We start from the raw sequence: 21,727 nt of genomic DNA on the forward strand, positions 1-21,727 counted from the left end.
GCGGGTTTCGACGATGCGTGTCGTCCTTCGATTTTCGGAGAACCCAGATGCGCTTACCTGCCCTGCTATCGCTCTGCATCGGTCTTGCCGCATGGCCTGTCGACGGCGCCTTCGCCGCCAGCCATCACAGCTGGGATCGTGCGAGCACGATCGGCGCGTTGACTCTCGGTGGATTGGCGCTTGGCGTCCCGGTCGTCGAGGAGGACTGGAAGGGGCTGGCGATGGCCGGCGGCAGCCTCGTGGTCGGCGGCGGCACCGCTTACGGCCTCAAGCAACTGGTCCATGAGCAGCGTCCCGACGGGAACGGCAATGACAGCTTCCCGTCGGCGCACACATCCTTCTCCTTCGCCGCCGCGGCAACGCTGGAGAACCGCTATGGCTGGAAGGTGGGCCTGCCGGCCTTCGCGCTCGCCAGCTTCGTCGGCACCGCGCGGGTCGAGGCCAAGCGGCATCACTGGTATGACGTCGTCGCCGGCGCCGGCATCGGTACCGCGAGCGGCTTTCTGCTGACCTCGCGCCGCGACGACGGGGTGCGGCTCACCCCCTGGGCGGGATCGGGGGGCGGCGGCATGGCGCTGGCGACGAAATTCTGATGCCGCGCGAAAAATGATCGTCCAGGCCGGTGCGGGTCTGCCGCGGCCGCGGCGTCTCGGCGATCATGCGGATAGGATTTCTCTTCAATCACGACCAGGTCCACCAGCTCGCGCATAGTCTTCCGATCGCGCTCGCGCTGGCGCGGTCGGGTCTCGGCTTCGATATCGTCGTCGCCACCACCAACCGGCGGCTCACCGCCGAGGTGGTCCGGCTCGGCGGCGCCGAGATCGGGCGCGGCATCCGGCTCGTCGAACTCGGGCTCAGGCGGATGGCGAGCGCCGGCGCGGCGCGCTTGCTCGAAAAGCTGGTGCCCGCGACGAAATTGCTGATCTATCAGGACAATCTCGATTTCTTCCGCGCGCTCGACGCGCTGGTCGTCGCCGAGAAGACCTCGCTGGTGCTCAAGACCCGCTACGGCCTCGACCATCTCCGGATCATCCACACCCGGCATGGCGCCGGCGACCGGGCGATCGGTTTCGACAAGGCGAGCGCCGGGTTCGATCATGTGCTGGTGTCGGGCACCAAGATCCGCGACCGGCTGATCGCCGAGGCCGGGCTGCCGCCCGCGAAAATCTCGGTGGTCGGCTATCCCAAGTTCGACATGGTCGATCCGCGGCCGGGCGTGCACCCGATGTGCGAAGACGGCCGGCCGGTGGTGCTCTACAATCCCCATGTTTCGCCGCATCTGTCGTCCTGGTATCGCTGGGGCCGGCAGATTCTGGACTGGTTCGTCGAACATGACGAATATCACCTGATCTTTGCGCCGCATGTGATGCTGTTCGAGCGGCCGTTCGTGCTGACGATCGACCGGCTGCGGATCGACCGGCCCGGCCATATCGACGAACGCTATCTGCGGGCGCCCAATATCCACATCGACCTGGGCAGCCGCGCCTCGACGACGATGGCCTATACCAACCGGGCGGATATCTATCTCGGCGACGTCAGCAGCCAGGTCTACGAGTTCCTCGTCCGGCCGCGGCCCTGCCTGTTCCTGAACGCACAGGGGATCGACGCCGACGGCGATCCCAATTTCGCGCACTGGCGGACCGGTCCGGTGGTGCGCGATCTCGCCCGGTTCGAAACCGCGCTCGGCTTCGCCCAGACCCGCCATGCCGATCTCTACCGCCCGGTCCAGCAGGAGTTGTTCGACTACAGCTTCGACCTGACCGACGAGCCGTCGTCACAGCGTGCCGCCCGCGCGGTGGCCGATGCGCTCGGCTGCGATTTCGGGCCGCCATCGGTCGAACATCCCGACCGCCGCGCTTATGGCTGACCTGCCTGCCGGGCGGGGTCGGGGGATCGTTCGAAGGATCTACGCCAATCTCGGCCTGCTGATCGGCGGCAAGGCCGCCGCCGGCCTGATCAGCCTCGTCTATATGATGATCGCCGCGCGCGCGCTCGGCCCCGCCGATTATGGCGTGCTCATCCTCGTCCATGGCTATGCGATGGCGGTCGGCGGGGTCGTCGAATTTCCGGGCTGGCATGCGATCGTCCGCTATGGCGCGCAGGCGCTCGAGGCCGGCGATCGCGGGCGGCTGATACGGCTTTTGCGCTTCGCCGCCGGGATCGAGGCGATCGGCGGCCTGGCGTCGGTCATGGTGGCGGCCGCGCTCGCGCCGCTGATCGGGCCGCGGCTCGGCTGGTCGGCCGAGGCGCAGGGCTTCGCGACGCTTTATGCGTTCGCGGTGCTCGCCTCGATCCGGGCGACTCCGGCCGGCTATCTCCAGCTCGTCGGCCGCTTCGACCTGCTTGGCGCGCACGGCGTCGTCGCGCCGCTGGTGCGGCTGGCGGGTGCGACCGTCGCGGCGCTGGCGGGCGCCGGCCTGCGCGGCTTTCTGGTCGCCTGGCTGGTCGCGGCGCTTGCCGAATGGCTGGCGATGTGGGCGCTGGGGTGGTGGGTCGCGCGGGTGCATGTCGCCGGCCATCGGCTGATCGGCCGCGCCACCGGTGCGCGGCGCGAGAATCCGGGCATCTGGCGGTTCATGATCGCCGCCAATGCCGATATCACGTTCACCGAATTGTCGGGGCGGATGGTGCCGCTGGTGATCGGCTGGGTGATGGGGCCGGTCGCGGCCGGCCTCTATGCGATCGCCCAGCGTGCCGGGGTGGTGATCCAGCAGCCCGCGCAGATCCTCGGCCAGGCCGCCTATGCCGAATTCGCCCGCCTGGTCGCGGGCGGTGGCGCGGCGACCGGCGCGGCATTGCGCCGGGCATTGTGGCGCTGCATCGCGCTCGCACTGGCGATGGCCGCGCCGGCGGTGCTGGCGATGACCGTCGCCGCCCGGCCGCTCGCCGTCCTGCTCGGCGGCAGCGCCTTTGCCGGCGCTGCGGTGCTGATCGGCTGGCTCGCGAGCGCGCGGCTGATCCTGGTCGCCGCGCCGCCGATCGGCTCGGCGCTGGTCGCGCTCGGCCGGCCGGGCTGGTCGGTGCTCGCCAATATTGCGGCGTCGCTGCTCTGCCTGGCGGTGCTGCCGCCCGCGCTGCTGCGGTTCGGGCTGGCCGGGGCCGGGCTCCAGGCCGGGCTCCAGGCGGTGGCGACCGTGCTGCTGCTGGTGTTCCTTCTCCATCGCGCGACCACCGACGATGGCGTGCACCGACCGGCGATGGCCCAGCCCTGATGCGCATCGCCTATGTCATCAACTCGGTCGAAGGGGGCGGGGCCGCGACCCCGGTGCCCGCGATCGTCGGCACCCTGCAGGCCGAAGGCGCCGCAGTCCGCATCTTCGCGCTCACCCCGCGCGATCGGCGCGGGCTGCCGGCAATGCTCGACGCCGGGCTCGACGTTCGGGTCCGCTCCGGCGGCGATACCGACCATTGGCCGGCGTTTCGCTGGCTCGACGCGGCGCTCGACGACTGGCAACCCAGCCATATCTGGACCTCGCTGACCCGGGCGACCCTGCTCGGCCAGCTGGCCGGGCTCAAGCGCCGGCGGCCGGTGATCAGCTGGCAGCACGCCGCCTATCTCAAGCCCGCCAACCGCCGGCTGCTGCGCGCCACCCAGCCTCTGTCGCGGCTGTGGATCGGCGATTCCGAATGCGTGACCGATCTGACCGCGAAGCGGCTGGCGGTGCCGCCGTCGCGGCTCGCCTGCTGGCCGATCTTCGCAGCCGATCCGGCGGCGCCGCAGTCGCAGCCGTGGCGCCCGGGGCAGATCGTCCGCATCGGCAGCCTCGGCCGGCTTCATCCGGTCAAGGGCTATGACGTGCTGATCGCGGCGCTGACGATCCTCAAATCCGCCGATTTCCGCCCCGCCGCGCCGTTCGAGGTGGCAATCGGCGGCGAAGGCCTCGAACGCGGCGCGCTCGAGGCGGCGATCGCGGATGCCGGACTCGCCAATGTCCGGCTGGCGGGTTTCGTCGAGCGGCCCGGCCATTTTCTCGGCGGGCGCCATCTCTATCTGCAGCCGTCGCGCTCCGAAGGTTTCGGCATCGCCGCGCACGAGGCGATGCAGGCCGGGGTCGGGGTGATCGCCTCGGCGGTCGGCGAACTCCAGTACAGCATCGACCAGAGCTGCGGCCTGACCGTCGCCCCCGACGATCCCCAGGCGCTGGCGCGCGCGATCGCGCATCTGCTCAGCTATCCCGAGATGCTTGCGGGGCTGGGCGAGGCGGCGCGCCGCCGGGTCCTGCTGCGGTTCGGCCCGGCCGCCTTCGCCGAGCGCGGCCGTGAGATATTGGATCGGATCAGGTCCTTCTGACCCCGCGCGCGGCGCGGCCGATGTCGATGGCCAGTCCGCGCCAGCTCCGGTCGATCCGCTTGGCGTCGATCAGGGTGATGTCGCCACACGCCGACAGGCTGTGCAACCCGTCGGCGAAGGGCGCGAAATCATGCCGTGGCATGATCGTCCGGCCCGGCTGGGCGTGGAAGTCGTCGGGCGTTAGCCGGTCCATCCACAGCATCTGGATACCGCCGCCATAAGTGCGGGTGCAGTCCTGCATCGGCGCCGCAAGGATGCCGCCGATGGCCACCGGGCTTCCCCCCGGGCGCGCGCTGCCGACGTCGAACCGCACCGGATTGCGCGGATGGCAGCGCCATGGGCCGGCCAGTCTCTCGGCAAAGGCGAGATGGAGCGCACCGATCTTCGACTGCCTGCTGGTCGCGACCGTGTAGAACAGCCACCACAGCCCGTCGTGGAAGACCGGAGTGGCGTCGACCGCGACCCCGTCGAGCGCGATCGTCGCGTGCCGTTCCCAGCGCAGCGGAAATTCGGTCGCGCGATAGAGATGCAGACCGCCCGACCGGTGCGCCTCGGGAAGCATCCAGGTCTCGCCCTCGGCCTCGAACACGAACGGATAGGACAGATGCCATGGCTCGTTCAGGCAGGTCTGGCGGTCGATCATCGCGAAGCTGCGGTCGAAACGGAGCAGATCGATCCGCCCGCGCCGGTCGCGATAGTCATAGGCCTCGACGAACAGGTGGAGGATATCGTCGCGCCATAGCCCGAACGGGTCGGCGAGGAAGGTGAATGGCCGGGTCGTCGAGATCCAGCCGATCTTGTGGGTGCCGAGCCCCGTCACCGCGATCTCCGTGAGGGGGGCCTCGACGATGCCGACCCGCCAGATGTCGGTCAGTCGCGGCATGTCGCGGCTCCGGCGGGGCGCCGCGCCCGGCGGCGCACGGCGAGGTCGAACAGCTCGAGATAGCGGCTGGCGCTCTTGCCGATCCGGTGCCCGTCGAGGAAATGCGCCAACTCGCGTCCGCCCGGCAGCGGTGCGGCGAGGGTTTCGACGATCGCCGCCGCGATCGCTTCGGGATCGTCGGGTACGACCCGTCCGAACCCGGGATGCGGGAGGAACTCCTCGATCGCCGGCGAACAGCGCGTCGCCACCACCGGCCGGTGCATCGCCAGCGCCTCGACCGCCACCGCCGGATAGCCTTCATAGTCCGAACTGATCAGCAGCACCCGCGCCCGCGCCAGCCAGGGACGGACGTCGGCGACATGGCCGGGCATGTCGATCCGATGCGCCAGGCCGATGCGGTCGATCTCGCGCGTCAGGCGCGCCCGCTGCACGCCCTCGCCGAGGATCACCAGCCGGGCGTCGGTGCGGGCCGCGACATGTTCGAACGCATGGATAGCGCGCAGGAAATTCTTCTGCGCGACCAGCCGGCCGATGCACAGGATCAGCGGGGTCGCGTCGGGCGGTCCGGGGATATCGCCGTCGGTGTCGAGGATCGGCTCGCCGATCAGGTCGATCCAGGCGGGCCCGAGCATCCGGCACGCCTCGGCATGAAGGTTGCGCGACATCGCCACGAAGCCGTCGACCGGGCGGGCGAAGGTGCGCAGGACCTGCTTGAAGATCCACTTGCCGATCGGGCCGCGACCGTCGCGGTGGAGCGGATTGCTGAGCTTGCAGATCAGCGGCGGGCGGTCTTCGCCCATCCGGCGCGCGAGCAGGCCGGCGACGGGCAAATGGAAATTGCCCGGCGCGAAGATCAGGTCGGGCGCGATCCGCTCGACGACCGGCGCGAAATGGCGGGCGAGCTGCCAGCGCGACACCGGGCTGCGCCGGATCGGCGGATCGAGCGCGATCACCTCGATCGCCGCCGCCGCCAGGGCCCGGACCGGGCCTTCGTCGGTGCCGCAGACGATCGTCACCTTGCGCCCGGCGGCGACCCAGCGATTGGCGAGCCGGATCGCGATCCGCTCGGTGCCTCCGGTCGAGAAATCGTGGAGCAGGATCGCGATATGGCCGGCGCGTCGGGGGCTTTGCCAGTGCATCACGCCGCGATCCTGTCGATTCGTGCGAAGCCGCCATAAGCGGCGAACAGCCGCGCGAAATGCCCGTCCATCGTCCCGACATGCCCGGCGGCGATCGCGGCGGCGCGGGCTGCCGCGGCCGGATGGCGCCGCGCCAGCCGCAAGATCGCCCGGGCCGCGTCATGGACGTCGCCCGCGCGATAGGTTTCCGCGGTTTCCGCGGTAGCGAGGTCGGCGGCGCCGCCATCGCTCGGGACGATCAGCGGCAGTCCCGACGCGGCCGCCTCGGCGGCGACCAGCCCATAGGTTTCGGCCTCGCAGCCATGGATCAGCGCGTCGCCGCTCGCCATCACCCGCGCGATCAGCGCGCGATCGCGGATCGGCGCGAGCAGATGGATATGCGGACTGGCGCCGACATGGCGGCGCAGCCGCGCCTGGTCGCGTCCTTCGCCGATCAGCACCAGCCCGATCTTGCGGCGCACGCCGGCGCGCAGACAGGCATCGATCACCATCGGCCAGCGCTTCTCGGGCGCGTGACGACCGATGCCGAGCAGCAGCAGCGCGTCGCCATCGAGTCCGCAGCGGGCGAGCAGGTCGCGCCTGATCGCCTCGTCGCGCAAGCCCGGGCTGAACGTGTCCGGATCGATCCCGAGCGGGATCGTCGACACCGCCGGGACGCCTCCCATCTGCAGCCGGCGCGACAGGCCGGGATTGGCGCTCACCACCATGTCGCAGCGCGCCGCCGCCCGGCGCAGATGATTCCAGAACCAGGCGAACTGCCGGTCGATCGCCGGACGGTCGGCGACCGCCCCGAACCAGCGATAGGGATAGGCGGCCAGCGGATCGGCATGCATGATCAGCGCACGCGGTGCGTCGCCGCGCCAGTCGGCGACGATCGAGGCGGTGCGCCATGGCGACGACGCCTCGACCATGTCGGGACGCTCGGCGTCGAGCAGCGCATGGACCCGAGCCGGATCGTTGAAATAGCGATAGCGCCGGTCGAACGGCAGCGCGGGTGCGGCAAGGTGGACGATGCGTCCGCCCTCGGGACGCGCTTCGACCCGGTCCTCGGTGCCCGGGGCTATGACGACGATCTCGTGCCCCATGGCGGTGCCGATCCGCAATTTCTGGTCGATATAGGTTTTCACGCCGCCGCCATGCGGGGTGTAGAAAGCGCAGACGTCGACGATCTTCATGGGGCCTCCAGCGGGCGCATGCCGAGACCGCGCCGATAGTTGAGACGGATCGCGATTCGGGCCAGTTCCTGGCCGACCGTCGCGCTGGCCTTGTCCGCCTTGGGTTTCGACCAGCCGAGCCGCGGATTGCCGGCGAAGCCGATCCCGTCGCTGCTCAGGGTGAAGCGGTGATCCGCATTGCGGTCGTGGAGCAGCGACAGCGCATAGCGCCCCGGTCGCGGCGCGCGGATGCACAGCGTCACCGGCCCCTGGGCCGGTAGGGCGGCGACCACGCGTGCGAACGGCTTGCCGGCGGCGATCAGCAGATTGTCGTCGGCGAGGAAGTCGGTGTCGTTGGCGGGATAGAGTTCGAGCCGCAACTGCCCGCTGCGGTCCATCAGTCCTTCGACCGTCACTTCGAACGCCGGGCCCGGCTCGCCAGAGCGGCACCGGCCTTCGGCGATGCCGAGCGACGGGTTCGACGCGATCACCGCCGCCATCGCCAGCGCCTGCGCGATCATGCCGCGTCGGCCGCATCGAACAGGTCGACGATCGCCAGGGCGGCGCCGATCATCAGATGCGCGGCGAGGATCAGCGCGGCAACCAGTGCGATCAGCGGGCCGATCCCGCTGGCCGCGCCGACCACCCAGCAGGTCGTCGCCGCGAACACCAGATCCTTGTTGGGGACCAGCGGCAGCCGGGTGACGAGCAGTTGCAGCGCCGCGAGCAATATCCAGGTCGACAGCGCGACCTCGGGCAGCGCGCAATGCCACAGCAGCGCGGACAGCGCCGTCGTCAGCGCCACCCGCGCCAGATGCACCGCCATGACATAGCGCAGGTCGCGCGCCGGCAGCGAGAATATCCGCCCCTTGAGGAAGCCGACGACCGCGGTCAGCGCGATCACCGCGGTCACCGACGCCGCCAGTTGGTGGCCCGACACCGGCATATGGAGCCGGTCGAGGAACGGCCAGGCCGCGGCCATCATCAACAGGGTCGCGATATTGCCCGCCAGTGCCGAGGTGACGCTGACATCCTTGATCGCGCCGAACGGGGTCGACGCCAGCCGCATCCGCGCGCGTGCCCAGCCGTAGAAGGCGACTTCGCCGCTATAGCCGAGCAGGACTTCGTTGCTCACCAGCTTGCGCAGCAGCGCGGCGAAGCCCGACGCGGGCAGCGCCCAGAGCCGTCGGTAGATCAGCCACTCGGAGGCGGGGAGGGCGAGATAATAAGCCGCAAGCGCGATCCAGAAGCCCGGTGCGGTGGGCAATGCGTCGCGCAATCGGGCCATGCCGATCCGGTTGAACTGGAGGAGGATCGCCCCGAGCAGCGCCAGCGAGATCGCCGCGGAAAGCCATTTTTGCCATGATCGTTCGGGAAGGCGAAGCGAAGGAAGCTGCGATGAAATAGTCAGCGATTCTGTCGACACGAAACACCTTTCCGCTCGCCCTGTCCGCGGTGGGACGGCACGGGCCCGTTCAACCCGCATCGCCCTGCGACGAATATTTCGTCGCAGGGCGCGCAGCCGACGGGACGCGGTCGAGCGCGGCCAGAAATTGTCGCGCGGCGCGCTCGGGGGCGCCCTCGATCGGACCCAGCGCGTCGCGAACGCCCCGGACCTGCGCGTCGCGATAGTCGCGGTGTCGGGCAGCAGCCGACGCGAGTGCCGCCATGATCTCGTCGCCGCTGCGGCAGACCGCGCCGAAGCGCCACATCAGATAGTCGGGATTGTCGGGCCAGTCGGCATCGTGCGCGTCGATGAAGACCGCCGGCCGGGGCTCGACCAGATATTCGTAGACCTGGCTGCTGACGTCGCCGAGATAGATGTCGGCGACGCGGACATGGCCCATGTCGATCGACCGCGCCGACCCGAAGTCGATCAGCAGATTGTCGGCCGGGTCGCGGCCCAGCCAGCGGGCGCGCTCCGCGGGGTCGAGCGCGGCGAACAACCGGACATGCGGCGCGACGATCAGATTATAGCGGCCGTCGGCGACGATCCGTTCGGTCAGAGCCCAGGCGAAATGCGTCCAGGACGACAGGCGGCGGTCGAAATGCGGATTGTAGAGGATGATCGGCCGCGTACCGGCGAACGGACTCATCGGGGCGGGGATGGTGCGCAGGATCGCCGCGACCTTCAACGATCCCGAAGCGGTGCAGCTCTCGGGAGCGACGAGGCCGTGCTCGATCATCCGTCGCCGGTCCTTTTCGCCGGCGGTGATCACATGATCGAACAGCGCGATGCGGGGTTCGAACCCCTTGGCGCGGTCGCCGGCGCCATGGGGGACATGGATCATCCGGGGCTTGCGACCCGGCAGGCGCTTGAGGATCGTCGAGGTGCGCTCGGCGGCGACCAGCGCGTCGTGCCGCAGCAGCCGCCGGCGCGCGAGCAACAGCCGCAATTCCTTGCCACCATAGCGTCTGAGCGGTGAGCGGAGCCAGCGCGGAAGCGCCAACACCTCGATCTCCACCGGACGGCGGTCGAGACGCGCAAGCAGGGCGGCGAGGGCGTCGGCATCCGCCGCGTCGTTGACATAGGCGGTGACCGCGACGTCGCGGGCGGCCAGCGCGGCGGCGAGCGGCGCGATGTGCATCGCCTGGTGCATGCCGCCGACGAACAGAAATCCGATGTCGCGCCGTTCCGCCATCATTGGCCTCCCCTGACAATCGACAGGGGACGGCACGGCCAACCGCACCGGGATAACGAATTCAGGGACTAATCTTCCAGAAGCGCGTCGTAGCGTGCGGCGGATCGGCCGCGCATCAGGCTGGCGAAGGTGGCGTCGATGCTGTCGAGCAGCGCCGGCACCCCGGCGTCGCCGGGGTGCACCGCGACCCTGACGGTGCGCATCGGCCGCAGCACCTGCCGCGCCGCCCGCGCGAACAGCAGCGAGCTGGCGATGCGGCCCGGGCTGCGGCTCGCCCAGGTGACGACCGGCCCGTGCACGAGCTGCCGGCCGTCGATCGGACTCCACACCCGCATATGATCCTCGGCGATCGCGAAGCCCGCCTCGACCAGGGCCCAGCGCGCGCCTTCGCCATAGAGCCAGGCCGGCGCCACGAAGCCGCTGACGGGGCCGCCGATGATATCCTCGATCATCGCCTTGCCCGCCTGCATCCGTTCGAGCGCGGTGCGCCGGTCGAGCCCGAGAAATTCGCCTTCGCTGGCGGTCATGTGACGCGCCTTCAGCCCGGCGATGCCGCGATGTCGGCTGTCGTCGCGATGATACCAGCCATGGACGAACATCTCGATGCCGTCGCGATACCATCCGCGCAGCCGGCGATGGAAGGCGCGGTCGTGCGCGATCGGCGCCTCGCCCCAATGATCGGGGACCACCAGCATCGCGAAGCGCGGACCGCCGAGATGCCGCGACAGACGGTCGGCGAGCCGGTCGACCGGGTCCGAAAAGCGCGGCCCGACATCGTGGATCGACGCGAGCATGCGCTTGGCCGGCGGGTTGTCAGAAGCGCCCATCGACCCCGATCCTGATCGTACGGGGGCGCTGCGGGGTGATCTGCCGCCCGAGCATCACCCCGAACGGATTGCCGAGCGAGAAGCGGTTGTCGTCGTCGTTGAGCAGATTGGTCATGTCGGCGGAAATGCCGAAACGCTCGGTTCCGACCCGCGCGCTCAGCGAGGTGTCGATATAGCCGCCCTGGACGATGTCGAGCCCGGTGCCGATCCCGAGCCGGGAATGGCCGAAATAGCGTACCGATGCGTCGATCGACAGGCCGATCGCGCCGCGCAGGTTGGTTCGATAGGCGATCGCGGCACGCGCGCCGACCCGGGCGATATCGGGCAGTTCGGCGTGGCGGAAATCGGCGAAGGCATCTTCGGGCCGCGTAAGGTCGCTGTCGTTGACGAAGATGCTGGCCTCGGTCGCGAGCCCCGCCAGCGGCCGCCAGCCGATCTTGGCCTCAAGCCCGATCGTCCGGCCGTCGCCGATATTGGCGGTGTAGGGGAGTCCGGCGGAATCGACCAGATCGGCCTGGATATGCTCCCATTTGGCATAGGTCAGCCCGATCGCTCCGCTCAGCGGGTCGCTGGCCGGATCCGCGAACCGCGCCCCGAACTCGAGGGTCGCGATGCTGTCGCCGCGGAAGCGCTGCGAGGTGACGCCGTCGCCGGTGCCGGTTGCGGCGACCGACAGGCCGCCGCCGCGATAGCCCTCCTGATAGCGGGCATAGATGCTGAGCCGCGGGTCGGGCCGCCAGGAGAGCGCGAGCAGCGGCAGTACCGAGAATTCGTTGCGGTTGGGCTCGCTGCGGCTGTCCTCTGGCAGGTCGAGCACGGTACCGGCGAGCCGCGTATAGGTCAGCCGCCCGCCGGCGGTGATCTGGACATGGCGAACAACGCCGAAGGTGGTCTCGCCATAGATCGCGCCGCCGGTCAGATTGTTGCGGATGCCGGCGATGCGCATCGGTGCGGTGACCGGTCCCAGCGTGCGGGTCAGCCGCTCGCCATTGCTGATGAAGCTCGATCCGACCAGCCAGCCATCGCCGTCGACGGCGCGGTGCGACAGCCGGGTCTCGTTGGTGATCAGGACGATGCGGTTCTCCTGGTCGAACAGGCTCGGCAGCGGTGACGGATAGCCGGTCGCATCGAATTTTTCCTCGACATCATGGCTGACCACGCCGGTGGCCGACACCAGGTCGAAGCCGTTCCAGTGCCGGCTGATCGTGAGGTCGCCGAGCCGATAGTCGTTGTCGAACGGCTGCGCGATCGCGCTCGATCGCCGATAGGGCGGCAGTCCGCGCTCGGCATATTGGCTGTCGGCATTGTTGATGTTCTGGATCAGCGCGCCGGCGTCGATCGTCCAGCTGTCGCCGATCCGTACCCGCAGCGCCGCCCGGCCGCCGAGCGTCTTCGACCGGTTCACATCGCGCAAGCCGCGACCGATATCGTCGATATAGCCGCCAGCGATCGTGCGATAGCCGACGAAGCGCAGTGCGGCGCGGTCGGCGGCGAGCGGGATGTTGATCATCCCGAACGCATCGCTGCTGCTCGCGCCGCCCTGCGTGCTCGACAGGCCGGCCGATGCCGCCCCCGCCCAGCCGTTCGGATCGGGTGCACTCGGCACCAGCTTGACGATGCCGCCGAGCGATCCGGCGCCATAGAGCGTGCCCTGCGGCCCTTCGAGGATCTCGACCCGGTCGAGGTCGTACAGGCTCAGATTGGGATCGGGGGCATTATAGTTGAGCCGGACGTCGCCCAGATATTGGCCGACGATCGCCTGGCTGGGACCGGTGAAGCTGCTGTCGGCGATGCCGCGGATGATCAGCTTGTTGCGACCCGGGCCGAGATTGGTCGACGACAGCGACGACACGCTGTCGACCAGCGCCTCGCTGCCGCGCGCGGCCATCCGCGCCAGCGCGCGCGACCTGCCGTCGAGGATCGAGACCGCCCCGGCATAGTCGCCGATCCGGGTGCCGCGCTTGCTGGCGGTGACGACGATCTCCTGGGGGATGGCGGGAACGGACGCGACGGCCGGGACCGGCGCCGGGCGCGTCGGCGCCGCCGCGACGGCCAGCCGCACGATCCGGAAGGTCCGCGCGTCGATCCGGTCGATGGTCAGCCCGGTGCCGGCGAGCAGCCGGCGCAGCGCGCGATCGGGCGGCATCCGGCCCTTGACCGCATGGCCGCGCAGACCCGCGATCGATCCGGTGACGCCGACGGTCAGGCCCGATTGCGCGCCGAACGCGACGATCGCCTCGGGCAGCGGTCCGGCCGGAATGTCGAAGCGCGGCACCGTCTGGGCGATCGCCGGGGTCGCCAGTGCGGCCGCGACGATCACGATCCGATGTCCGGTCGGCCGCGAACCGGCGGTCATGATGGAACGCTCGCGATGCCGATCGGTCGAACAGGAGCGGCGTCAGCGGCTCGCGTGCTTGCGCGGGCCCAGCCGCCACGCGCGCCCGTCCTGCACCGCATCGACGTCGAGCAGCGCGCCGATCCGCGCGCGCAGATGGGCGCGATCCTCGCCGAGGATGATGACGCCGCTGAACCGCTCGCGCGCCAGTTCGGGCGCGAGCAGGACCGGATGTCCGAGATTGCGGGCAAGGTCGTCGGCGATCCGTGACAAGGGTGCATTCTGATAAACCAGCCGATCCTTGCGCCACGTCCCCACGGTCGACGGGTCGATCTTCCCGACCACGACCTGCTGGCCCGATACACGCACGATCTGCCCGGCGTCGAGCCGAACCGCATCCGCATCGGGATTGAGCATCACCGCGCCCTCGGCGACTGCCGCCTCGAGTTCGCCGTCCGATCGCACGACGTTGAAGACGGTGCCGACGTCGCGCAGAGTGGTGTCGCCAGCCCGGACCTCGAACGGCGCGGCCTGGTCGTGGACGACGGTGAACGCCGCTTCGCCGCGGTCGAGCATCGCGAAGCGCGCGTCGCCCTTGCGCAGGGTGAGCTTGGTGTCGCCGTTCATCTCGATCCGGGTGCCGTCTTCGAGCGTCACCGCGCGCCGTTCGCCGGCGCCGGTTTCGACCGCGTAGGTCGCCGCCGTCGGCACGATCAGCGGCCAGGCGACCACGCCCGCGACCATCGCCGCCGCGGCGCTGCCGATCCCGGTGAACCAGCGGCCGCGCCGAATCCGGTTCGGCACATTGTCGTTCGATGCCGGTGCGGTGCCGCGGCTGTCCTCGACCAGTTCGGCATAGGCGCCGTCGGCGAGCGCGATCGCCTCATAGGCGTCGTTGTGCGCGGGATCGGCCTCGAGCCAGGCGAGGAAGCCGTCCCAGTCGGCGCGCGCGGGATCGGCCTGGCGCATGAACCAGTCCGCCGCCTCCTCGCGCATTCGTGCCTTATCCTGCGACATCGTCGATCCCTTCGATCGCATGACGCCGTGCCTCGGGCAATTCCGCACTTGCGTCTTCGCGAAATTCGACCAGCGCCCGATAGGCTTTCTGGAGATGCTTCTCGACCGCGCTCAGGCTGATCCCGACCTCGGCGGCGATGTCGCGCTGCGACACCCCGTCGACCCGGTGGCTGCGGAAGATCGTCGCGGTGCGTTCGCCCAGCGCGTCGAGCCTTGCGTCGACCGCGCGCAGCTTTTCGCGGGCGATCAACACCCGTTCGGCCGAAGGCTGGTCCGATGCATCGGGTGTCGCCCCGGTCGAGGCATCGTTCCACGCCTTGTCGCGCCGCATCCGGCGATCGGTCTCGCGCCGCCGGTCGAGCATCAGATTGTCGGCCATCCGGTAGAGATAGGCCATCGGATTGGCGATCGGCCCGCTCTGGCCGGCCGAGGCCTTGACCCATAATTCCTGGAGCAGGTCTTCGGCATCGGCACCGCCGCCACGCGCCGCGAGGAAGCGCAGCAGCGTCGGTCGGTTGTTCAGGAAGACGGCTTCGAGGCCGTGGTCGCTCATCTGTGCAGGTCCGGCTGCCTTGGCTTCGAACGCCTCATAGGCGCGCGTCGCGGGCGGAGCAAACCGCATTTCGACCATCATCGCGACCGCCATGTCAGAAAGCCCATTTCATATTGGCGGTGAGCCTTCGGTCGGATTCGTTCGCGGCGCCCAGCGCGAGCGCATCGCGATGGGACAAATGGTCCGAACCAGCCTCCAGGCCCAGCGTCAGCCGCGCTTTCCCCTCATATCCGGTCGGGCTGAAATCCAGCGCGGCACGATAACCGCGCCGGCTGGAAACTCCGCCCTGGGTCAGCTCGATGCTGCGTTGCAGGCCGGTCTGGCGCTGGCTGCCTGCGGTGACCGCATAGCCGGCCGAGAAGCGCCAGTTGCGGTCGTGGGTCCAGTCGCCGCCGATCCGCATCGACCGGCTGGTCGACCATCTGCCTTCGAGGATATCGCTTGCGAAGCGTCGCCGTTCGACGCCGCCGTCGATCGAAAGTCCCACCCGATCGTCATCGCCGGTCTGCAGATCGTAGCGCAGACCGAGCATCGCCGCCGAGATCTTGTCGCGCCTGCCCAGCGATGCCTCGGCCGGGCTGCGGTGGCGCGCGAAGCGGCGCACGGCGTGCAGCGTCAGCGAGTCATGGTCGTCGCCGACGATCAGCGCGCGACTGCTGCGGACCGCCTGGTTGAAGCGGACGGCATTGCCATCGCGCCGGAACAGGTCGCTGCGATCCCAGCCGGCAGAGGGATAAGTGTGGTGCAGAAAGCCCGTCACCTGCGTCGGTACGGGGGCGGATGGGAGTGAGCCGCAGTCCAGGCAGGGCGCGATCGACTGTGCTGCGGCCGGTGCGGTCGCGAACATGAGGACGGCCATCGGTCCCGGCCATGCCAGATGGTTTCGCATAGTTCTCGTCCCCCAGAAACAGCCAGGGCACCGCGTTTGGACAAAGGTGCCGAATATCCTGAAAGACGCCGCACCCGGCGTCGACCCGCAGGAGATATTTCCACAAATTATCGATTGCGGCTTTCGGCGTCCGGCACCGTCATCGCGGTTGAACATGCGAATTGGCGAGAAGACGGACGATGGGATTGCGGTCCATGGGATGGCGGATTGCGGTGCTCGCCTTGCTGTCGACGGCGGCGTTGGCGCTGCCCGATCTGCCGCGCCCGGCCCGTGGAGCGCTGCTCGAAGGACCCGATACGGTGTCGGTCAATTCGCCGCTGTCGGTGATGACTTACAACATCGAAGGATTGCCCTGGCCGGTACGTTTCGGCCGTGCCGCTGCATTCGATCGCATCGCGGCGCGGCTGCGCGACCTGCGAGATGCCGGGGCGCAACCCCATATCGTGCTGCTGCAGGAAGCATTCGCCGACCAGGCGCGCGCGATCGGTGCGCAGGCCGGCTATCGCTATGTCGTCGACGGCCCGGATGCGGAGACCCCCGGCGGTCGACCGCTGCGGGCCGAAAATCGGGAATTCGCCGCAGCGCGCAGCTTCTGGAAGGGGGAGCGGTCAGGCAAGCTGGTCGGCAGCGGGCTTCAGATCCTGTCGGACTATCGCGTATTGCAGACACGGCGTGAGGCTTTCCCGGCCAATCTATGCGCCGGTTATGATTGCATGGCCAACAAGGGCATGGTGATGGCGGTGGTCGAGGTGCCGGGCCAGGCCGACCCGATCGCCGTCATCGACGTCCATCTCAATTCGGGCAAGGCTGCGGGCGTGCCGCGTGACCGTTCGCTCGTGGCCTATCGCGGGCAGATCGACTATCTTGTCGGCTTCCTCCACCGGGCGGTGCCCGCCGGCATGCCTGTGCTGCTCGGCGGGGATTTCAACATCGGCAGATATCCGGGCCGGCGCAGCTACGCCGCGGCGCGTCTCGCGCACTGGCTGGGGGATGGCCCACGCAATGCCTTCGCCCAATGCCTGACGCAGGCGGATTGCCGCGACCATATGTCGACCGATGCGCGCGGTTCGCTGCGCCGCGCCAAGGACTGGCAATTCCTGCGGGCAGGGCAGGGGGTGGAATTGCGTACCGAACTCATCGCGACGCCGTTCGGCCACGACCGCGATAACCGGATGCTGTCCGATCATGTCGGCTATATGGTATCTTATCGCCTGCAGCCGACCCGAAGCTCGCCGCTGATCGGCGGACGCGATGAACTCTCGCCAAGGCTCGACTGACGGTCGCCGCTACGGGACGATCAGCCGGGATACGGGGCCGGGGCTGCCACGGTCTATTCTGCTTCCCCGTTGGCTCGTTCGTTGTGATCGATAGGGGCACGATAGAAACCACAGCCCATCTTTATCAAAAGACCGGCCGTGCACATCGCGCTGACGGTCTGCCGCGAGATGCCTGCGCGCCGGAACTCGCTGGTGTGGACATGATCGCGGCCTGCCGCCATGTCGAGTGCCCGCGCGCGCAGCGAGCCTCGCCGCGCGCCGGATGAGCAGCCCGTACGGAGCGGCGGGCGCTCGGCAACGGACGTCTCGCCGTCGATGTCCTCGCGTAAAACGACCTTGAGCGCGGCCTTGTAGGAGAGCCTGATCCGATGCCGGAGCAATATCTCCGCGCAATCGCGTATCGCGGCGTCGAGCGCCGGGTCGCTGATCGGTCCGGGGCCGCTTTCGCGCTGGCGAAAGGCCATCCAGCCGATCGTCCGCACCTCGTCGTCGGAAATGTAGCGCCCGCCCGGCGGCAATATCCGCAGGCCGACGAGGCGGGCAATGTGCGCGAACCGGCCGAAGACGATGATGTCGTCCCGCGGCCAGGCCGGGAACGCGGCCGTTTCGCCGCGCACGGCCTGATCGGCATTCATGTTGCGCAGCAATTCGATCACGCGGCGTTCGTGATGCGGGCGGGTGCCCAAAGTGCGGTGCACCCGCCCCATCGCGCGCGTCGGGCTCAGAACTTCGCGGTGATCGCGGCCTTGAAGGCCGTGGGCGAACCCGGCGAGATGTTGGTGTTGCTGTTGGCGTTGATATAATATTTCTCGTCGAGCAGGTTCTCGACATTGACCTGCGCCCGCAGATTCTCGGTGATGGCGTAGAACAGCGCCGCGTCGACCCGGGTGAAGGCGGGAAGCCGGACCAGATTGTCGGTCGACGCGAAGCGAGCGCCCTGGTGGATGATGCCCGCGCCGATGCCGAAGGCGCCGACGTCATAGCGGGTCCACAGCGACGCGCTGTGCTTCGGCAGGTTGGCGAGCCGGTTGCCGGCGACGACCGTGGTCGAGATCGCACGGGTGAACTTGCCGTCCTGATAGGCATAGGCGCCCATCACGCTCAGTTCTTTCGTGATGTTGCCGACCGCACTCAATTCGACGCCGCGGGTGCGCTGGGCGCCGCCCAGTTCGTTGCCGAGGGCGGCGTTGTTGGGATCGACCGGCACGATCACGTTGGTGCGCTTGAGCTCGTAGACCGCCGCGCCGAGGTTGAGGCCCGGCATCACGTCCCATTTCGCGCCGACCTCGTAATTGTCGAACTTCTCGGGCGCGAAGGTCGCGGTGGTCAGCGACAGCGAGGCGAGCTGGTCGCCGGCGCGCGGCTGATAGGTCCGCGAATAAGCGAGGTAGAGCGACGCATTCTCGACCGGCTTGAAGATCAGGCCGGCGCGTGGCGACCAGAGATTGTCGGTCACGTCATAATATTCGGGCGAGACCACCGTGCCAGAGGTGCGGAAGGCGACGCTGCGCCGGTCGTGCAGCCGCACGTTGAAATGATCGTAGCGGATGCCGGCGACGATCTGGATCTGCGGGGTGATCTCGATCTGGTCCTGGATATAGCCGGCATAGACTTCGGCGACGCTGTAATTGTTGCTGCTGCTCGCCTGCGCGCGCCAGATCGCGTCGGGCCGGCGAATGTTCGGCGATGCCACCGGAACGAAGATCGTCGCTACGCCGGCCGGGGCGGTGGCGGTCGGGAAGAAGCCTTCGAGCCGGACATTGTCGGTGGTCTGGCGGGCGAGTTCGGTGCCGATCAGCAGTGTGTGCTTGATCGACCCGGTCTCGAATTCGGCGTTGAAGTCGGTCTGGTTGATCAGGTTCTTGCGGCGGGTCGCATTGTTGTAGGCCGAGATCTGGACGATCGTCCCCGGGGCGTAGACCCCGGCGGGCAGGCCGGCGGGGTTGGTCGACGCGGCGGCGTTGACCGTGCCGGGGAAGATGTTCTGGTAGAATTTGTCATAGTCGGCATAGCGCAGGCGGCTGCGGATCGACACGCCGGGGCTGATCTGATGATCGATCGCGATCGTGCCGGCATCGGTGTTGGTGAAGGTCGGGCTGTTCTTCGGATCGCCGAAGATCGTCGAGCGGCCGGTGGCGATCGGCCCGATCACCTGGGTCGCGGTGATGCCGTTGATCCGCGCCTCGGACGGGATGCCGCGCTCGGCGGTACGCTCGTCCTTGAAATGCTCGTAACCGGCCATCAGCGTCGTGTCGGCGCCGATCCGGACCGAGACCGTCGGGTTGATGCCCCAGCGATCGAGCCTGGTGTCGTCGCGGAAGGTGTCGGCATTCTGGTAGACCCCGGTCAGCCGCAGCGCGACCTGGTCGTTGAGCGGCTGGTTGAGGTCGACCGAGCCGCGCAGGAAGCTGTAGCTGCCGCCCTCGATCCGGGCCTCGCGGCCGGCGGTCCAATTGGCCTGCTTGGTGACGCGGTTGACGATGCCGCCGATGCCGCCACGGCCGAAGATCATCGCGTTCGGCCCCTTCAGCACTTCGAGCCGGTCAATATTGTAGAGATCGCGATAGGTCTGGACGTCGTCGCGAATGCCGTCGACGAAGAAGTCGCCGGTGGTCTGGTTGCCGCGGAAGACCAGCGTCTCGCGGTTGTTCTCGCCCTGCGCGGTCTGGACGCCGGGGACATAGGCGATCGCCTCGCCGATGCTGTTGGCGGCGCGATCCTCGATATTGCGCACGGTCACGACACTGACTGCCTGCGGCACGTCGATCAGCGGGGTGTCGGTCTTGGTCGCGGTCCGGCTGCGCGTCACCGCATAGCCCTTGTCGGCTTCTTCGGCGTCGATCGCGGTCGCGGTGACCGTCGTGCCGCCAAGATCGCGCTCGACGCTGGCCGGCTGGGCGAACGCGGCCACCGATGACAGGCCCGCGCCCAAGGCTACAAGCGACGCATCAGTAAAGGAAATCAATTTCGTCATAGGGCTCCCCAGCTTCATCTTGCTACTGCGACGAATTCGCAGTTCAGGGCGGCCATTAGCGCTGGCGGATCGACTGTCCATCGTCCGCCGCAAACATTGCCCAATTGTATAGGAACGGCGATTTTCCGGCGATATCGCGTCGCCGAACAGCTTTCCAAATCGTATAGAAACGACAAGGCTGCGGAAATCGGGCGTCGTTAACGTCAATGGGCAATGAAGATAATTTTGCTGGAAGACGATCGGATAGTCGGTGAGCATATCCTGCGCGGCTTGCAGGAATTGGGTCACCACGTCCTATGGGTTTGCGATGGTCTTGAGGCGCTCGCCGAATTGACGAGCCGGCAGGCGGATGTTGCGATAATCGATCGGATGGTCCCAAGCCTGGACGGGCTCGCGGTGGTACGTGCGGCCCGGCGGGACGGCGTCGAGACGCCGATCCTCATGCTCTCGGCACTGTGCGGGATCGAACATCGTGTCGAGGGGCTGGATGTCGGTGCCGACGACTATCTCGCCAAACCCTTTGCGCTCGTCGAGCTCGTGGCACGCTTGAATGCCCTCACAAGACGCCCTCACGCGACAGCGACGGTGACGGCGCTGAAAGCGCGCGACCTGACGATGGATCTGTTGCGGCGGGAGGTGTCCCGTGGCGGTCGCGTGATCGAACTGCAACCGCGGGAATTCCGGCTGCTCGAAATATTGCTGCGCAACGCCGACCGGGTCGTCACAAGGACGATGTTGCTGCAAACCGTGTGGGAGTTCGACTTCGATCCGAAAACGAACGTGGTCGAGACCCAGGTGAGCCGCTTGCGGACGAAGATCAACGAGGGGTCGGATTTCGATCTTATCAAGACCGTGCGGGGTGCCGGCTACATGCTGCGATCGGACGGCTGAATCGGCGCGCACCGATACCGTCCCGCCGAACTATGCGCGGTCTAATTTACCGTGCTCAGCGCCAGAGGACGCGTTCGCCGACCTTGCGCGGCCAATAGGCCTTGAAGTCGTCCGAGACATGCTCGACATGCTCGCGCATCAGCTTGCCGGCCTTCTTCGCATTGCCGAGGATGATCGCCCGGGCGAGCTCTTCATGCTCGCGGATGATGAAGGGCTCGAGCGCGGTCCGTTCCTTGTGGACCAGCATATGATCCGACACGATGAAGCCGATCGCGCGGAACATGATCGATAGCGCCTTGTTGTCGGCGAGTTCGGCGACCGCATCGTGGAAGCTCAAGCCAGTCGAGATGCTCATCGACTCGTCGGGCTTCTCCGACGGCAGAAATGGCGACATCAGCGCGACGCGCCGTTCCTTGTCGGGGTTGCCGGCAGCGAGCTCGGCAAGCAGGGGTTCGGTCACCACCCAGGTGCGCAGCAGTTCGTCGTAGCTGACGTCGGCGAGATGGAAATAGAGCGTCATCGTTCGGCCGAGGCTGCGCGGCGAAGCTTCGCTGACGACCGTGCCGGCACCGGGGCCAGGCCGGATCATGATCAGGCCCTGGGTTTCGAGCAGGCGCAGCGCTTCGCGCAGCGACGAGCGGCTGACGCGATAATGGGCGAGCATCTCGGCTTCGAGTGGCAGCCGGTCGCCGGGCTTCAATTGCTGCCCGACGATATCGCGGACGATGTCGAGCGCGACCAATTCGGCGGTCTTCATGCCGCGGCGCGAACCTTCGGGTTGCCCGCCGCCGCGCATCAGACCGGGCTCGGCCTTCGTCTCTCCATGCGCCATGCGGCTGCCATCCTCCCAACGGC

20 protein-coding genes are annotated in these 21,727 nt (G+C 68.3%); 6 read left to right on the plus strand and 14 right to left on the minus strand.

What is annotated here, in order from left to right; all coding sequences use genetic code 11:
- Nucleotides 1-47: 47 nt before the first annotated feature.
- The 4 genes from AC1RM6_RS05360 (at nucleotide 48) to AC1RM6_RS05375 (ending at nucleotide 4,291) form a co-directional block, all read left to right on the plus strand.
- The gene (locus AC1RM6_RS05360; protein ID WP_493098808.1) at nucleotides 48-593 is read left to right on the plus strand and encodes a phosphatase PAP2 family protein; all 546 of its coding nucleotides are present in this window, start codon (nucleotides 48-50) and stop codon (nucleotides 591-593) included.
- Between the two features lie 65 nt (nucleotides 594-658).
- Nucleotides 659-1,867 carry a CDP-glycerol glycerophosphotransferase family protein gene (locus AC1RM6_RS05365; protein WP_493099550.1) on the plus strand — a complete coding sequence of 403 codons (1,209 nt, stop codon included), beginning with the start codon at nucleotides 659-661 and terminating at the stop codon, nucleotides 1,865-1,867.
- Nucleotides 1,860-3,212: a lipopolysaccharide biosynthesis protein gene (locus AC1RM6_RS05370; protein ID WP_493098810.1), complete on the plus strand. Its 1,353-nt coding sequence runs from the start codon at nucleotides 1,860-1,862 to the stop codon at nucleotides 3,210-3,212. The genes AC1RM6_RS05365 and AC1RM6_RS05370 overlap by 8 nt, the downstream gene beginning before the upstream one ends.
- Nucleotides 3,212-4,291, plus strand: coding sequence for a glycosyltransferase family 4 protein (locus AC1RM6_RS05375; RefSeq protein ID WP_493098812.1), 1,080 nt, complete (start codon nucleotides 3,212-3,214; stop codon nucleotides 4,289-4,291). The genes AC1RM6_RS05370 and AC1RM6_RS05375 overlap by 1 nt, the downstream gene beginning before the upstream one ends.
- Here AC1RM6_RS05375 and AC1RM6_RS05380 read toward each other — a convergent pair.
- The 11 genes from AC1RM6_RS05380 to AC1RM6_RS05430 all read right to left on the minus strand — a co-directional run bounded on the left by AC1RM6_RS05380 (nucleotide 4,278) and on the right by AC1RM6_RS05430 (nucleotide 15,886).
- Nucleotides 4,278-5,174 (minus strand): glucosamine inositolphosphorylceramide transferase family protein, encoded by an 897-nt coding sequence (locus AC1RM6_RS05380; protein WP_493098814.1) that lies wholly within the window; start codon nucleotides 5,172-5,174, stop codon nucleotides 4,278-4,280. The two genes, AC1RM6_RS05375 and AC1RM6_RS05380, sit on opposite strands and share 14 nt — an antisense overlap.
- A complete protein-coding gene (locus AC1RM6_RS05385; RefSeq protein ID WP_493098816.1) occupies nucleotides 5,162-6,313 on the minus strand; it encodes a glycosyltransferase in 1,152 nt (383 codons plus the stop codon). Before AC1RM6_RS05385 ends, AC1RM6_RS05380 begins: the two co-directional genes overlap by 13 nt.
- A complete protein-coding gene (locus tag AC1RM6_RS05390) occupies nucleotides 6,313-7,488 on the minus strand; it encodes a glycosyltransferase (protein ID WP_493098818.1) in 1,176 nt (391 codons plus the stop codon). Before AC1RM6_RS05390 ends, AC1RM6_RS05385 begins: the two co-directional genes overlap by 1 nt.
- Nucleotides 7,485-7,988 carry a DUF2141 domain-containing protein gene (locus AC1RM6_RS05395; protein ID WP_493098820.1) on the minus strand — a complete coding sequence of 168 codons (504 nt, stop codon included), beginning with the start codon at nucleotides 7,986-7,988 and terminating at the stop codon, nucleotides 7,485-7,487. Before AC1RM6_RS05395 ends, AC1RM6_RS05390 begins: the two co-directional genes overlap by 4 nt.
- A complete protein-coding gene (locus tag AC1RM6_RS05400) occupies nucleotides 7,985-8,893 on the minus strand; it encodes a hypothetical protein (RefSeq protein ID WP_493098822.1) in 909 nt (302 codons plus the stop codon). Before AC1RM6_RS05400 ends, AC1RM6_RS05395 begins: the two co-directional genes overlap by 4 nt.
- Nucleotides 8,894-8,942: 49 nt before the next feature.
- Entirely contained in the window at nucleotides 8,943-10,112 is a 1,170-nt protein-coding gene (locus AC1RM6_RS05405) for a CDP-glycerol glycerophosphotransferase family protein (protein WP_493098824.1), read from the minus strand.
- Nucleotides 10,113-10,177: 65 nt separating this feature from the next.
- Nucleotides 10,178-10,936 carry a DUF2334 domain-containing protein gene (locus AC1RM6_RS05410; RefSeq protein ID WP_493098826.1) on the minus strand — a complete coding sequence of 253 codons (759 nt, stop codon included), beginning with the start codon at nucleotides 10,934-10,936 and terminating at the stop codon, nucleotides 10,178-10,180.
- A complete protein-coding gene (locus tag AC1RM6_RS05415) occupies nucleotides 10,923-13,292 on the minus strand; it encodes a TonB-dependent receptor (protein WP_493098827.1) in 2,370 nt (789 codons plus the stop codon). Before AC1RM6_RS05415 ends, AC1RM6_RS05410 begins: the two co-directional genes overlap by 14 nt.
- 42 nt (nucleotides 13,293-13,334) lie before the next feature.
- On the minus strand, nucleotides 13,335-14,288 hold the full coding sequence (locus AC1RM6_RS05420; RefSeq protein WP_493098829.1) for a FecR family protein: 954 nt from the start codon (nucleotides 14,286-14,288) through the stop codon (nucleotides 13,335-13,337).
- A complete protein-coding gene (locus AC1RM6_RS05425; protein ID WP_493098831.1) occupies nucleotides 14,275-14,841 on the minus strand; it encodes an RNA polymerase sigma factor in 567 nt (188 codons plus the stop codon). Before AC1RM6_RS05425 ends, AC1RM6_RS05420 begins: the two co-directional genes overlap by 14 nt.
- 94 nt (nucleotides 14,842-14,935) lie before the next feature.
- Nucleotides 14,936-15,886, minus strand: coding sequence for a hypothetical protein (locus AC1RM6_RS05430; RefSeq protein WP_493098833.1), 951 nt, complete (start codon nucleotides 15,884-15,886; stop codon nucleotides 14,936-14,938).
- A gap of 23 nt (nucleotides 15,887-15,909) precedes the next feature.
- Here AC1RM6_RS05430 and AC1RM6_RS05435 point away from each other — a divergent pair, with 23 nt between their 5' ends.
- A complete protein-coding gene (locus AC1RM6_RS05435) occupies nucleotides 15,910-17,007 on the plus strand; it encodes an endonuclease/exonuclease/phosphatase family protein (protein WP_493098835.1) in 1,098 nt (365 codons plus the stop codon).
- A 53-nt stretch (nucleotides 17,008-17,060) separates the two neighbouring features.
- Here the strand turns inward: AC1RM6_RS05435 and AC1RM6_RS05440 are convergent, their stop codons facing one another.
- Together AC1RM6_RS05440 and AC1RM6_RS05445 are read right to left on the minus strand one after the other, a co-directional pair.
- Complete coding sequence (locus tag AC1RM6_RS05440; RefSeq protein ID WP_493098837.1) at nucleotides 17,061-17,663, minus strand: hypothetical protein; 603 nt, start codon at nucleotides 17,661-17,663, stop codon at nucleotides 17,061-17,063.
- A 65-nt stretch (nucleotides 17,664-17,728) separates the two neighbouring features.
- Nucleotides 17,729-19,918: a TonB-dependent receptor gene (locus AC1RM6_RS05445; protein ID WP_493098839.1), complete on the minus strand. Its 2,190-nt coding sequence runs from the start codon at nucleotides 19,916-19,918 to the stop codon at nucleotides 17,729-17,731.
- A 288-nt stretch (nucleotides 19,919-20,206) separates the two neighbouring features.
- Between AC1RM6_RS05445 and AC1RM6_RS05450 the strand changes: the two genes are divergently transcribed.
- Nucleotides 20,207-20,872 carry a response regulator transcription factor gene (locus AC1RM6_RS05450; protein ID WP_493098841.1) on the plus strand — a complete coding sequence of 222 codons (666 nt, stop codon included), beginning with the start codon at nucleotides 20,207-20,209 and terminating at the stop codon, nucleotides 20,870-20,872.
- Nucleotides 20,873-20,927: 55 nt separating this feature from the next.
- Here AC1RM6_RS05450 and AC1RM6_RS05455 read toward each other — a convergent pair whose 3' ends face one another.
- The gene (locus AC1RM6_RS05455; RefSeq protein ID WP_493098843.1) at nucleotides 20,928-21,704 is read right to left on the minus strand and encodes a FadR/GntR family transcriptional regulator; all 777 of its coding nucleotides are present in this window, start codon (nucleotides 21,702-21,704) and stop codon (nucleotides 20,928-20,930) included.
- Nucleotides 21,705-21,727 lie beyond the last annotated feature (23 nt).

It is taken from the genome of Rhizorhabdus sp. GW822-FHT03C02, from assembly GCF_058801765.1.